Here is a 14,081-nt window from a genome sequence, read left to right as displayed (position 1 = left end):
AGACAGCCGGTGGTGATCGGCGGCGTATATAAACGTTTTGGTAGTGGTGGCTATATCGTTCAAACAGTTGCAATAAACCTGGCTAAAAAGTAAATTGAGTTGTATTGCAAACATGAGAAAGCCGGACTTATTGGTGAGTGGACGTTAGATGAATTTTTCGGAATGGTTGAAATGGAGTTCACAATGCTACACCGTTCCGCCTTCTTGAAACGAAGCAGGGGAACAAAATTTTTATGGAACGGCGGGCTCATTAAAAATAAAACTTAAAGTGCTAAAAGAATTTTTATTAATAAAAGGCAACAATAGGTCAATTTCTGCGTTCCAGGCTTACTACATGTGGGATTTGTTTGTATTCTTAAATTAAAAAAGAGTAATTCACACATCGTGAAATACTTTATAGTTAAAAAGGCACCTGGAGGAGAACTTTTTAAATGGTTCCAACAGCCAGTTTATGTTTATTGTATTGAATAGTAACAATAAACGGACTCATCTCAACAGCATTTAAGATTAGACCACGGTCAGTATGTTGTCGAATAAATAAAGGAGAAGGAGCTGTTTAGCTTCCTTCTCCTAATGGGCCTGATTTACATTATTTTGCTCTTTCACCATTGACTTATACCTTTTGAAAATCATCTTCTGATTAAAGAATGAACAGAACGGACGAAGGATTTAAAGTGTTATCGGGTGAGGGATAGTGGTGGCTAGCCTATAAATCCTTGGATGACTTCAGCGGCTTTATCTACATCATTATAAAATTCTGTCTTGTTAGTCTGGGACCAGGTTACTTGGATTTTCTGGGTTTCTTCTGCAAATTGAACGTGCAATAAAGGTTCTTCATTCCTGCTGAATGTATGAGTAATATCAATATCCTTAAAAAAACATATTGTCTCCAAGGTTTCTTTAATATGATCGAAAGATATTTTATGCTGCCTCCTTTCTTAATTAAAGGAAAGTGACTGATAAAAGTAAAAAAAAACCAGTAAAGTACGCTTATTACAATAACATAGATTCAATCCTGTTGCTTAATTAAGGGTCCAACAAAGATAAAATATTGGTCACGTGTATAGGAAGTTAAACTGAAAAACAGAGGTGTAAGTATTACACCATAATATTTATGCTTATGTGCAATATAAAAAACAGCCAGGCAGGACCTGACTGTAGACATGAAGGCGATTCTTAGCAGTATGAAGTTGAAAGGAATAATACCAGTATAAACCGTTTGAGAAATACTTATACAAAAAACACGGAAGTAACAACATGACTTATCGCAATGTCAGACATGGCCGAAAGAAAAAATGGACGCTTATTGGGCAGAGCATCTCACGTTCAAATGTCCTGGCTACCTTAAAAAAGCAGAAGAAAAGGATACCGAACGTTTTAATAAAGCTAAAAACAAAACAGTGAGCCCGTAGTTGCTGATAAGACCAAATAAAGGACAAATCGAGGCTCTTATGAAACAAGGACTGACAGATCAGCATATTATTAAACGCTATCCCCATTTGCCGGCAGAAAAGTATTGGGGGACGAATGAAAGGTGTGAAGCCGAAAAGCCCGCTGCCAAATAAAAAAACAAAATTCGTTATCCGTTGATAAGGCCTTAAAATCTTGCTTTTTCGTCTTCAAGATAAACGATAGCCACTCTTTTTCTTAGTATTCCCCTATTAAAAGCAGTACAGGACAGAAGAACGTTTATTCATAAGCCGTCATTTTTCACTTTGATTTAAAAACCATTCCCCTTTTGCGATATGGGCTACCTGGCCGCCTACTTGAATGTCTATAGTGGTACGATGTCTTCTTGCTTTTAAAAATAGTAAAGAAGGCCTTTTTATTTCATATCCCTGCTCTACGCGGATATCAATTTTCTCATTGTCAAAATAACGGTATTGAACTAAGTAGGCTGCTAAACATCCGTTTGCACTTCCTGTAGCAGCATCCTCTGGGATACCGTAATAAGGGGCAAAGTCACGAACGTTTAAATGATTTTCTGCGTTGTATGTTTCCGGGGAAAATGCCAAAATAGCTTTTGCTTCGGTTTGTTCAATCAGCTGATAGTATTTTTCTTGATTCACGTGTATGTTTTTTATGGCATGCAAGGAGGTGACAGGCACAATAATAACCGGCAGGCCGGTAGATACCTCTTGAACAGGAAATCTGACATTAATGTATACTGGGTCTATATTTAAAATATCTGCTATTTGATCAGCATCGATTATTTTTCCGAAAGAAGGTTTATTTTGTTTCATCCATACAATCTCTTTTTCATGATCAAATGTAACGGGTATTTGACCGCTTTTGTATTGCAAGACAATAGAATCTGCCGGTTCTTTGACCATTTCTTTGTTAATCACAAAAGCTGTGCCGAGCGTTGGATGTCCGGCAAAAGGAATTTCTTCGTTTGGAGTGAAAATTCTAACGCTGTAGCCATCCGTCGTTTCTGTATTTGATAAAATAAACGTTGTTTCTGAAAAATTGATTTCTTTGGCAATTTTCTGCATTTCATCAGTGGAAACACGTTCTGCTTCTTTAAAAACAGCCAATTGATTTCCTGTATATTTGCCTTGAGAAAAAACATCGACGATAGAATAAGGAATCGTTTTCATTGGTCCCTCCAGTATGATATGTATTTTTAAAGATTATCATATATATTCCATCATTATGTTACTGTACCATGAATTTTTTACGCTATTAAAAATGCTTCATTGACCAGGAAGGCTTAAGAAAAGGTTGCCGGCAAGCCTCAATATTCGTTAATATTGCTCCATTTTTACAAAACCTTTCAAAATATGGCTTTTTATGTGATTTTTCGCCGTGAAGACTTCATAAAACCCGTACAAAATAAAACAAAAACCTTATATTGTTTCCGCTTCCTTATCAGATTATAATGACAGAAAGTAGATAATTTTTTAATAACAGGGAGCGTATTCAATAATAAATTGGAGAAGAGAAATGGAGACTAACTTTATTACCAATCTAGCAGGAATGCATAAGAATCATGCCTTTCTTCAATCGATGTTCGAAGAGTTAAGATTATCCATTTGGTATAGGGGCGTAGAGGATGCTTCTTTTTGGGTTTCCAGTGAGGCTGCCCGTATTTATGGATACCCGCAAAAAGAGTTAGAAAACAGGCCTTCGCTGTGCCAGGAATTCGTGTTTTCAGAAGACCGCCATATCGTTGAATGTCACAGAGAACAGTTGTTATTAGGCAGTCCGTCTACGATTGAATACAGAATTACCCAATCTGATGGGACAGTAAGATGGGTGCAGGAAGAAGCAAATAGCTTAAAAGATGAGCATGGAAAAGTAGTGTTATATACAGGTATTGTTCTCGATATTACAAAGCAAAAAACGGCAGTCCATCAGCTGGCCGAATGGGAAGAGCAGTATCGTCAATTTATTGAGCTGTCTTCCAGTTCAATTTTTTTATGCCAGGCAGAAACCGTTGTATATGTAAATAACTCAGCTTTAAAAGCGATGGAAGTTTCTTGTGAAAAAGAGCTGATAGGAAAATCACTTGAAGACCTCTTTATGCCGCAAGGAGCAGGCGCTTTGAAAAATCAGCTGGATAAAGTTATAAGGGGGAAGGAGCCCTCCGTTCGCAACATGGAAGTGAGAATGCATAACGGAAAACTGATGTACGTTGAGCTAGGTACAGTCCCTGCTTTATTTGATGGAAAATTAACGGTAATGTTAGTCGGAAAAGAGGAACCGGAAGAGAATGGGCGGCATGATACTTGCGCTCAAATGGGCATCCACATGCAATCTACAGAAAAGGGGCTGCTGGAAGAGTCCGGCCTATTCTTTTCTGAGAAAATCCCTTCACCTGTCCATCACTCCATTGAACTGGTGCAAAGCAGGGGAAAAGGCCAAGTAATAGAAGCCGAAAAGTCTATTAAATATGAAGATTTTTATGATTATTTAACAGGTTTGCCGAACCGAAGCGGACTGCATGCACGTCTTTCTGATGAAATTTTGAGAGCGTCTTCACTAAACAAAAGCTTTGCGGTTCTTCTTTTAAATCTTGATCGGTTCAAGGTAGTTAATGACACACTGGACCATACAGCAGGAGATCTTCTCCTAAAAGAAGTCACCATCCGCTTAAAATCCTCCATTTACGATAATGATATGATATTCCGCCAAAGCGGTGATGAATTTCTTATTGTGCTGCGAGATGCGGACCGGGCGGTTGCTTCCAATGTGGCAAAGCGTATTTTGGATGCTCTTTCAGCCCCCTTTACCATTAAAAACCACCGTATTCTTACATCTGCCAGCATCGGCATCAGCTTATTTAAAGAAGATGGAGAAACGGCTGAAGACTTAATTAAGCATGCTGATTCGGCGATGTGCCAAGCAAAGAAAGCAGGGAAAAATACCTACAAGTTTTACTTTTCAAAGGGCGGCGGCTTTAAATTAAATCCATTAAAAATGGAGATAGATCTTTATAAAGCGATTGAACGTGATGAATTGTCCCTGCACTATCAGCCAAAGGTCAACTTGAAAACGGGGAATATTGTAGGGTTTGAAGGGCTTCTTCGCTGGAATCATCCGGATTGGGGATTGCTGCCGCCCGCTTCCTTCATTCCTTTCGCTGAGGAAACCGGATTAATTATTCCCATTGGAAAATGGGCTTTATACCATGCATGCAAACAAAATAAACAGTGGCACCAAAAAGGCTATTTAACAGTGATAGCTGTTAATTTATCCGTGAGACAGCTGAGACAGCCGGATATCGTTGCTACTGTGGCAGACGTTCTGCAGAAAACAGAGCTTGATCCCCGTTACTTGGAGCTTGAAATTATCGGAAGTATCGCAGAAGACACTGACCGCATTCTGTCAGCATTAAAGCAGCTTAAAAATTTAGGCGTGCAGATCAGCATGGATGACTTTGGGACAGAATTCAGCTCACTTCATTATTTAAAGCAGTTTCCGGTTGATACGTTAAAGATTGACCAGTCGTTTATTAGGGAACTTCGGCATAACCCTGATGAAGAAGCTATCGTAAAAAATATTATTTTAATGGCCCATAATTTAAAATTAAATGTAATCGCCGAGGGAATTGAGACAGAGGAACAGCTGCTGTTCTTACAGCAGCATTTATGCGATGAGGGCCAGGGGTATTTCTTCAGCCCGCCTCTGCCAGCTGATGAAATAGAAAATACCTTTTCAAAAGTCCAGCAGTTGATGAAAAAGCACGGGCTTCCTGATGATGTAAATGAACGTATGTGGGTCCGGGAGTTATTAGACAGGGCAAAGCAGGAAATGCAGGAGACCATTCGTCTTCAGCAAGGAATGACTTTTAAATTTAAAAAAATTCATGACCAGTTTATTCATACATTATGTGATGGAGAACTGCTGTACCGGATGGGGTTGACGCCTTCTCAAGTAGTTGGAAAGGTATTGTATGATTTTATGCCTCCTAAGGCTGCGGCTGACAAAGAAAAATCATACCGACGGGCCTGGGAGGAAGAAGAGGTTGTTACGTATGAAAGCACGATCAATGGGATTGATTACCTCAGTGTTTTATGCCCCGTCAAGAAAGGCGGAAAAGTCGTCGAGGTCATTGGTTCAGCGGTCGATATCACTGACCGAAAACAAGTTGAAGAGGCACTGCAGGAAAGCGAAGAAAAATACCGGCTGATCGCCGATAACATGACCGATCTGATTTGTCTGTTAGACAGCAGTGGTCACGTTGTATACACTTCTCCTTCGCATGCAACGGTTCTAGGTTATCCTCAGGAAGAACTAGGCGGAGACAAAACCATCGCAAAAATGCATCCTGAAGACGTTGAGTTTTTTCAGGAGGAGGTAAAGCAGATTATTGAAACGAACCATTCTTCACAAGTAGAATTTCGTTTTTTACACGCTGATGGGCGCTGGCTGTTAATAGAATGTGTCGGCACGCCCGTTTTAGGAGAAAATGGAGCAGTTGAACACGTCGTTATGGTAGGAAGAGATATCACCGAAAAAAGAAAAGCAGAAGAACTGCTGTTAAAGTCAGAAAAATTAACCGTAGTAGGCGAGCTTGCTGCTGGTGTTGCCCATGAAATAAGAAACCCCCTTACGTCGATTAAAGGGTTCGTTCAACTGCTGCAGCAGGGCATGATTAAAGAAGAATTTTTCGAAGTGATTATGGCGGAGTTTGACCGGGTGGAGTGTATTATTAAAGAATTTCTTACACTTGCGAAGCCGCAGGAAATCCAATTAAGAAAGATCAATATTAACAAGGTGCTGGAAGACGTTGAGACGCTGCTGCGATCTGAGGCCCATTTGCAAAATGTACAGATTCTGCATGAAACAAAGCAGTTTATTCCTTCATTTATGTGTGATCCCAACCAGATCAAGCAAGTATTTATTAACTTACTTAAAAACAGCATTGAAGCAATGCCGGACGGCGGGATTGTCCATATTCAATCCTCTATAGAAGGGCCAAATGTATTGATCACCATCACAGATAACGGAATGGGAATTAAAGAAGAACGCATTCAAAAATTAGGAGAGCCTTTTTACAGCAATAAAGAAAAAGGAACCGGATTAGGTTTAATGCTGTGCTTCCGGATTATCCGACAGCACAAAGGCACGATTGTCTTTAAAAGCAAAGAAAATGAAGGTACCACTGTAGAAGTAAGGCTTCCGCTTTTTGATCGAGCTTCAAGTTAAAAAAGAGTAAGGGTATCAGATAAACAAGGGTGGAGAACATAATGCTTAAGGCCGGGCACGGCAGTGGCCGGTTTAATCTTATGTCAGGTTTGTTTATAGAATGGAAGGAGTACAAAAACCCTGATGATTAAAAGGGCAGGAGAGATGGAATCATGAAGATTGGAGATATACTTGCGATGACTAAAAAGGTGCCGCTCGAGGAAATCGCAAAGCAATATTTAACAATTGGCAAAACTGCGGCAAGACAAGCCCTTAAAAATGCCGGTTGCTACTGCAAAAAGGGAACCCGGGGCTGGCACCACGATAATCTCCCTCAAGTGGCAGAGCGGTCAATTTATGAGTTTATAGAAACGCGAAAAGCAAAACCGATGTTGGATAATCAAACAGCAATCAAAGCATTGATGGCCAGGGCTGATGCCCAGATCAAAGCGGAAGCCGCGGAGACAGACAAAGAAGAATATTATCAGCTTGACGCCATTGACCGTATTTTGTTTCGTGAGCAGCTGGAAAGAGACTCCAAAACGTATAAGGGCTTTTATTGGGATGCAGATATCATCGAATTCATCAACACGGTCGAGGAGAAAGACCAAAGTGAACTGATGAATGAAATCGTTCGCAGTGTATTGGTCAAAAAAGGATTTTTGTAAACGGATTCTAGCAAGAGAGGCAAAATCGCTCCTTTTATATGCCCGGACTGTTTGAAACAGCCGGGCTTTTTAGGGCTGGCTGGTCCAAAAGGAAGATAGGGGAGTTTCCCCCTCAAGATGGAGAGATGCCCGATACGAAAAACACTTCCTGACTCTTATTATCAAAGTCAGGAAGTGTTTTTTTATTTGTAGTTGTTTTTTGCTCGTTAAAGCTCAGCTGCTAAGACAATATTTCCAAGCGGCTACGCGCTGTCTGATGTCGGTTCAAGGGTGATGGCGATCATTTTCCAGTCGCCATTTTTTGCTTCAGTCATAGCATGGGAAACAGCGCCGTTTCCATTTTCATTAGGGGGGGAACGTACCGGCCCTCACTTTATTGCCGCCTTCATCAATTAGCCAGACCTGATACACTTCTGTTCCCAAAAGGCTTTTCAGTTGTTCTGCTTGAAGAATAACTGAATCAGCTTGATTCTCACTGATCATAGCCGCTTTAGCAGATCCATTAATCCTTCTGTAGCAGCAAGCTGAATATCCCTTGTCAGACTGGCCGTTGTTCAGCAGGAAGTCAATAACGCCGGTTGGTTTGAGCCTAGTATTAAACCGGGGAATGTCGGCAATGCCGTTTTAGCCGGTTATGTCGACAGTAAAACGGATCCGGCCGTTTTTTTAAATCTTAAAAAGCTTAAAAAGGCGATATGGCGTTTTTTGGATTGGGTTAACAAAGTGCCGAGATCCCATTTCGCCAGGCTTTTCTCGTTTTTTGATAGGCTCTTTGTTTATCAAGAAGAGCGGAATTATACTGCTGGCGGCAGAGGCTGATCCATGAGCGAAGGGTGCTTTTTTGATCTTTTATTGTAAAAATTTGGAATATAAAATTCAGTATCATTTCAGATAAATGCCATTATTTAACAAATACAGTATACCATAAAGGGAACGTATGTTTCTGAAACTAATTAACAAAAAAAGCGGTCATTCATCTCCCGCTAATTGCGGAGCAATTTAAAGGAGTCTTCTGGCTTGTCATGCGGTAAATATACCATGGGAATAAATAATCGCATAGATGAAATTTTCCGTTTTAAGGAGAAAGCAGAAAGGCAGTTTGCGTAAAGCAGAGGCTTAATTTAAAAAAAGAAAGCGGCGGACCATATATAAGCGTCCCTCTTAACGAAGGGACGCTTAACAGCGAGAAGTGGAAAAGTCTGAATAAAGAGATAACTCGGTGCGAAAAATGAACAAAAGCGATGGGCTTAATAAAAATGCTAAATCAAGTGTTATGTATAAGAGGATAGGCAGCCGTTGGTCGGAAAATTATGGTAATTATGAGAATGATGCTTATTTTTCACTTGCTGCGCGCCGGCTGCTCAAGTTCCCATTTCGTTTTGATAAACGCAACAAACTGGCGGATTTCTTCCTCTGAAAGAACCCGGCCATCAACAGACAGCGTATAATTCGTCAGATGATTTAAGTCAATCATTTTTTCAGCCTGGGAGTTAGGCGGCTCTGTATAAGTACCGGGCTCATCTACGCGGCCTAAAATATAATCCACGGATGTATGAAACAAATCAGCCATAGCCGCAATGGCTTCGAGTGAAGGCCGGCGATAGCCCGATTCATAACCTGCATATGTGCTTTTGGCCATGCCAAGTTGATCGGATACATACTGCAGCGACCAGTTTCTTTCTTTCCGCAGGGCCATTAACCTGTTTAAATTCATCATCACCGCTCCTTTATCTTTCCGTTTATTATATCACGTTCATAAAATAAAAAGTACGCGAATTGAGAACTTTTTAGTCTTGATTTCTTCGATATTACCCCATATAATACAAATGTGTACGCGGAACGAGAACATTTTTAAAAAGAATACGCTTACAAAAAAGTGGTTTTTCTCTCATTAAATAACATGAATTAGTGTATGAAGGGCGTGACTTGTATTGAAACGACTACTATTACTTACGACAGGCGGGACCATTGCTTCTTCGGAAGGAAAAAATGGCTTAGAGCCGGGAATGAATTCAGAAGATTTTTTAAACCACGTACCGGGACTGGAGATTCCGTATGAGCTCCACACGAAAGAGCTGCTAAATATAGACAGCACAAATATGCAGCCGGAAAACTGGGTACAGATCGCCGAGGCTGTGAATGAAACATATGATCAGTACGATGGCTTTGTGATTACGCATGGGACAGATACTATGGCGTATACATCCGCTGCGCTGTCTTATATGCTCCAAGGCTCTGCCAAGCCGATCGTACTGACAGGATCTCAAATCCCGATTGCTTTCGAAAAAACAGACGCGAAGCGCAATATTGGAGATGCCATTCGCTTTGCCTGTGAGGAAATCGGCGGAGTGTACATTGTGTTTGACGGCCGTGTGATTCAAGGAACACGGGCGATCAAACTGCGGACCAAAAGCTACGATTCGTTTGAAAGCATTAATTTCCCTTATGTGGCCTCTGTTTCTCAGGAAGGTGTGGAATATAACCAGAATCCTAGGCCAACACTAGAGCAGGCATTAACATTGGATACGTCTCTTTGTACGGCAGTAGGTGTTATTAAATTATATCCAGGCATTGAGCCCGGCCTTTTCGATGCGCTGAAAGGCCTTTATAAAGGAATTATTATAGAAGGGTACGGAAGCGGCGGTGTACCGTTCCAGGGGCGAAATATTTTAGAAAAGGTCAATGAGCTGGCCCATCAAGGAACAGCGGTTGTCATTACCACCCAGTGTCTTGAAGAAGGAGAAGACATTGATGTATATGAAGTCGGCCGGAATATCGATCAAAGTGTTGTGATCCGGGCAGGAAATATGAATACTGAGGCGCTTGTACCAAAATTGATGTGGACGCTTGGTAAAACAAATGATATTAAGCAAGTGAAAAAGTGGATGGAAACACCGATTGCTAACGATTTAATGGTTTAAAATTAAGAATGAAAGCGGGAACTAATGTGGAAAAAGAAAATGCGTATCGTATAGAAAGGGATTTCCTCGGTGAAAAAGCGCTGCCGGCCAATGTATATTATGGCATTCAAACACTGCGGGCGGTTGAGAATTTTCCGATCACCGGCTATAAAATCCACGAAGAAATGATTCGGGCACTGACGATGATTAAGAAAGCAGCCGCAGCTGCCAATATGGATGCAGGGCGCCTGCATAAAGAAAAAGGCGCTGCTATTATCGAAGCGGCCGAAGAAATTCTTGCCGGCCAATGGCATGACTATTTTATTGTCGATCCAATTCAAGGCGGCGCAGGTACGTCCATGAATATGAATACGAACGAAGTCATCGCCAACCGGGCTTTAGAACTTATGGGGCATCCCAAAGGAGCCTATCACGAGTTAAGCCCGAATAGTCATGTGAATATGTCACAGTCAACAAATGATGTATTTCCAACAGCTATTCATATCTCAACCTTGAATTTATTGGAAAAGCTTCTTGTGACAATGGAGCGGATGCTGGCTGCCTTCCACAGTAAGGCAGAACAGTTTGACCATGTGATTAAAATGGGACGCACGCACCTCCAGGATGCTGTGCCAATCCGTCTCGGACAGGAATTTGAAGCGTACAGCCGTGTCATTGGACGTGATATTAAGCGGATTGCCCAGGCTCGTCAGCATCTTTACGAAGTGAATATGGGAGCAACTGCTGTCGGCACTGGCTTAAATGCAGACCCTTGCTATATTGAAAATGTGGTCAAGCACCTGGCGGAGATCAGCGGCCTTCCTCTTGTAAGTGCTGAACACCTGGTGGATGCAACACAAAATACAGATGCATACACAGAAGTATCAGCAGCTTTAAAAGTATGCATGATGAATATGTCCAAAATCGCAAACGATTTGCGGATTATGGCTTCTGGCCCGCGCGCTGGGCTGGGTGAAATCATGCTGCCGGCCCGTCAGCCAGGCTCATCCATCATGCCGGGTAAAGTCAATCCGGTTATGGCCGAGCTGATTAATCAGATTGCTTTCCAAGTAATCGGAAATGATCATACCATTTGTCTTGCTTCAGAAGCAGGCCAGCTTGAGCTAAATGTTATGGAGCCGGTGCTCGTTTTCAACCTCCTGCAATCCATCAGCATTATGAACAATGGATTCCAAAGCTTTACAAGCTACTGTGTAGAGGGAATTGAAGCGAATGAACAGCACTTAAGAGAATATGTCGAGCAAAGTGTAGGAGTCATTACCGCCATCAACCCTCATCTGGGCTATGAAACAACGTCTCAGATCGCACGGGAAGCTGTACTGAGCGGAAAATCCGTACGTGAGCTTTGTCTCCAGAAAGGACTGCTGACAGAACGGGAGCTGGATCTTATTTTAAATCCGTACGAAATGACAAAACCAGGTATTGCCGGAAGTGAATTGATCGCACAAAAGTAAGTGAAAGTGCATACAAGCCGGTAAAAGGGGACAGGAGAACAAGATGAAGACAATTAGACTGCCGTTTATGTGGGAAATCATTGTAACACTTGGATTGTTTCTAGCCATTGTTTTTTCTTTTACAGCATTATATGATCTGCCGATTCAATTAGCTTTATTTATTTCATGGTTTTTAGTGATGGTGCTTGGCACGAGACTGGGACATCGCTACCAGGAGTTGCAGGGAGCGATTACAAAAGGGATCTCCAACGGACTGGAAGCTGTTTTGATTTTAATCGCGGTAGGTGCACTGATCGGTACGTGGATTGCCGGCGGAGTCGTTCCTACACTGATCTACTATGGTCTCGAAATGATTCACCCGAGCATCTTTTTGCTGGCAACGCTTCTGATTTGTTCAGTCACGTCGTTAGCGACCGGTACATCATGGGGAACGGTAGGAACAGCTGGTATTGCGATGATGGCCATTGGTGAAGGGCTTGGCATGCCGCTTCCACTTGTAGCCGGTGCAGTGCTTTCAGGTGCGTATTTTGGAGACAAGCTTTCACCGCTGTCAGACAGTACAATTCTCGCTGCCTCTATGTCAAAAGTAGAGGTCATGGCCCATGTGCGTGCCATGCTGTATCTAGATATACCGGCGTACCTGATTACCGCTGCTCTTTTTACAGGGGCTGGATTTATCTATAGCGGCAAAAATACAGACCTTGAAAAAGTCGAGTTTTTAAAAAATGCGCTTCTTCAAGAGTTCGATATCCATATCTGGATGCTCGCGCCGGCTTTGTTCGTTATTTTAATGCTTGCCTTTAAAAAGCCGTCTTTGCCTACTATTGCAGCGGGATCGCTCCTGGGGGCAGTCTGGGCTGCCGTTTTCCAGGGTATGTCTTTTATAGATGCGGTAGCGACAGCGTACAGCGGCTTTAGTATCAGCACGGGCATTGAATTTACCGATCAGCTGTTAAACCGCGGCGGCATCGAAGGGATGCTCAGCTCTGTCGCTGTGATTATTTTAGGTCTTGGATTTGGCGGACTGCTTGAGCATTTAGGAATCTTGAAAGTCATCGTTTCCTCTTTTGAACGCTTACTAACATCGGCAGGAAATGTAACACTTTCCACGTTGATAGTAGCGTTCCTGGCAAATGTCTTCGGATGTGCCATGTATGTATCGCTTATTTTAACACCAAAAATCATGGCGGACAGCTACGATAAACTGCATATTGACCGAAGAGTACTGGCGAGAAATTCTGAAGTCGGCGGAACGCTAACCTCTGGAATGGTGCCATGGTCAGACAACGGTATTTTCATGGCCGGCATACTAGGTGTGTCGACATTCGCTTATGTACCATTTATGTGGCTGAGCTTTGTATCCATCCTGCTCGCTATTATTTACGGTTATACAGGTAAATACATCTGGTATGTAAAAGATCCAAAGGCGAAGGTACAGCCGATCGATCAAACTTCTTCAATGTCATAAATAGAGAAGAAAAAGTAAGGAAAAAATGTATCATATGACCTGCAGTCTGATTTTGTTTTGTTCAAAGTCAGACTGCTTTGTCGTGTAAAAACAATTTGAAAATTTTTAATTGAAACCACTCATAAAGAAATAAATGTTCTCAATAATTGGAGGTAATTATACGCATGGCATATAACAAATTAATTCGCACACTGATGATTGAAATTCCATCTGTTCCAGGCAGCCTTGGAAAAGTAGCCACGGCAATCGGTTTAAATGGCGGGGATATTGGGGAAGTAGAAACGATTAAGGTAGGCCCGGCTTACACACATCGGGACATCACGGTACAAATTGAGCGGGAAGAGCAATTAAAAGAAATTATCGAAAGCATCAATGAACTGGAAGGATTCCGCGTGCAGGCGGTATCGGACGAAGTGCTTCGCGCCCACGAAGGCGGCAAAGTGCAGATGAAAAGCCGGGTGCCAATCCAGACACTCGCAGACTTGAGCCGCGTATACACACCAGGGGTTGCGGATGTATGCAAAGTGATTCAGGCAGAGCCGGAAAAAGCAAAAATCTATACAAACATCGGCAACAGTGTGGCCGTTGTCACAGACGGAACGGCCATTTTAGGGCTGGGTGATATCGGCCCGGTTGCCGGCATGCCGGTGATGGAAGGGAAAGCAGCGCTGTTTGATCAATTAGTGGATATTAACGCGATTCCGATCCTGCTCGATACGAAAAACCCGGATGAAATTGTCCAAACAGTGAAGCATATCGCACCTGGCTTCAGCGGCATCCTGCTGGAAGATATCGGTTCGCCGCACTGCTTTGAAGTAGAAGAGCGGCTGAAAGCGGAACTCGATATCCCGGTTATGCATGATGACCAGCACGGCACAGCGGTTGTGACACTGGCAGCTGTCATCTCTGCCTGCAAAAGTGCCGGCGTAGACTTGAA

The 14,081-nt window shown here is 42.3% G+C and carries 10 protein-coding genes; 6 read left to right on the top strand and 4 right to left on the bottom strand.

Translation table 11 applies throughout. The features are described from left to right. Positions 1-1,703: 1,703 nt before the first annotated feature. Positions 1,704-2,600: a PhzF family phenazine biosynthesis protein gene (locus L2D08_RS12655; protein WP_242234168.1), complete on the bottom strand. Its 897-nt coding sequence runs from the start codon at positions 2,598-2,600 to the stop codon at positions 1,704-1,706. Positions 2,601-2,946: 346 nt separating this feature from the next. Here L2D08_RS12655 and L2D08_RS12650 point away from each other — a divergent pair, with 346 nt between their 5' ends. Continuing rightward, on the top strand, positions 2,947-6,654 hold the full coding sequence (locus tag L2D08_RS12650) for an EAL domain-containing protein (protein WP_242234167.1): 3,708 nt from the start codon (positions 2,947-2,949) through the stop codon (positions 6,652-6,654). Between the two features lie 152 nt (positions 6,655-6,806). After that, positions 6,807-7,301, top strand: a complete 495-nt coding sequence (locus tag L2D08_RS12645; protein ID WP_242234166.1) for a hypothetical protein — start codon at positions 6,807-6,809, stop codon at positions 7,299-7,301. 345 nt (positions 7,302-7,646) lie between these two features. Here the strand turns inward: L2D08_RS12645 and L2D08_RS24475 are convergent, their stop codons facing one another. From L2D08_RS24475 to L2D08_RS12635, 3 genes are all read right to left on the bottom strand, one after another. After that, positions 7,647-7,808, bottom strand: a complete 162-nt coding sequence (locus L2D08_RS24475) for an anti-sigma factor (RefSeq protein WP_375337584.1) — start codon at positions 7,806-7,808, stop codon at positions 7,647-7,649. Between the two features lie 208 nt (positions 7,809-8,016). After that, a complete protein-coding gene (locus tag L2D08_RS12640; protein WP_242234165.1) occupies positions 8,017-8,187 on the bottom strand; it encodes a helix-turn-helix domain-containing protein in 171 nt (56 codons plus the stop codon). Between the two features lie 453 nt (positions 8,188-8,640). Then, positions 8,641-9,015, bottom strand: coding sequence for a helix-turn-helix domain-containing protein (locus L2D08_RS12635; protein WP_242234164.1), 375 nt, complete (start codon positions 9,013-9,015; stop codon positions 8,641-8,643). 217 nt (positions 9,016-9,232) lie between these two features. Between L2D08_RS12635 and L2D08_RS12630 the strand changes: the two genes are divergently transcribed. The 4 genes from L2D08_RS12630 to L2D08_RS12615 form a co-directional block, all read left to right on the top strand. Continuing rightward, positions 9,233-10,222 (top strand): asparaginase, encoded by a 990-nt coding sequence (locus L2D08_RS12630; RefSeq protein WP_242234162.1) that lies wholly within the window; start codon positions 9,233-9,235, stop codon positions 10,220-10,222. 8 nt (positions 10,223-10,230) lie between these two features. Continuing rightward, positions 10,231-11,676 (top strand): aspartate ammonia-lyase, encoded by a 1,446-nt coding sequence (gene aspA, locus L2D08_RS12625; protein ID WP_242234160.1) that lies wholly within the window; start codon positions 10,231-10,233, stop codon positions 11,674-11,676. Between the two features lie 43 nt (positions 11,677-11,719). Continuing rightward, entirely contained in the window at positions 11,720-13,144 is a 1,425-nt protein-coding gene (gene nhaC, locus L2D08_RS12620) for a Na+/H+ antiporter NhaC (protein WP_242234158.1), read from the top strand. A gap of 164 nt (positions 13,145-13,308) precedes the next feature. Then, positions 13,309-14,081 (top strand): NAD-dependent malic enzyme (locus tag L2D08_RS12615; RefSeq protein ID WP_375337583.1); only part of this gene is annotated, 773 nt, incomplete at its 3' end.

This window comes from Domibacillus sp. PGB-M46, assembly GCF_022668875.1.
Taxonomy (GTDB): domain Bacteria; phylum Bacillota; class Bacilli; order Bacillales; family Domibacillaceae; genus Domibacillus.
The sequence above is the reverse complement of the archived record's forward strand: the minus strand, read 5'-3'. Positions and strand labels throughout refer to the sequence as shown.

Coding starts and splice junctions, on each gene's coding strand:
- L2D08_RS12655 (WP_242234168.1), bottom strand. CDS start 2,600: ATGAAAACGATTCCTTATTCTATCGTCGATGTTTTTTCTCAAGGCAAA.
- L2D08_RS12650 (WP_242234167.1), top strand. CDS start 2,947: ATGGAGACTAACTTTATTACCAATCTAGCAGGAATGCATAAGAATCAT.
- L2D08_RS12645 (WP_242234166.1), top strand. CDS start 6,807: ATGAAGATTGGAGATATACTTGCGATGACTAAAAAGGTGCCGCTCGAG.
- L2D08_RS12640 (WP_242234165.1), bottom strand. CDS start 8,187: ATGATACTGAATTTTATATTCCAAATTTTTACAATAAAAGATCAAAAA.
- L2D08_RS12635 (WP_242234164.1), bottom strand. CDS start 9,015: ATGAATTTAAACAGGTTAATGGCCCTGCGGAAAGAAAGAAACTGGTCG.
- aspA (WP_242234160.1), top strand. CDS start 10,231: ATGAAAGCGGGAACTAATGTGGAAAAAGAAAATGCGTATCGTATAGAA.
- nhaC (WP_242234158.1), top strand. CDS start 11,720: ATGAAGACAATTAGACTGCCGTTTATGTGGGAAATCATTGTAACACTT.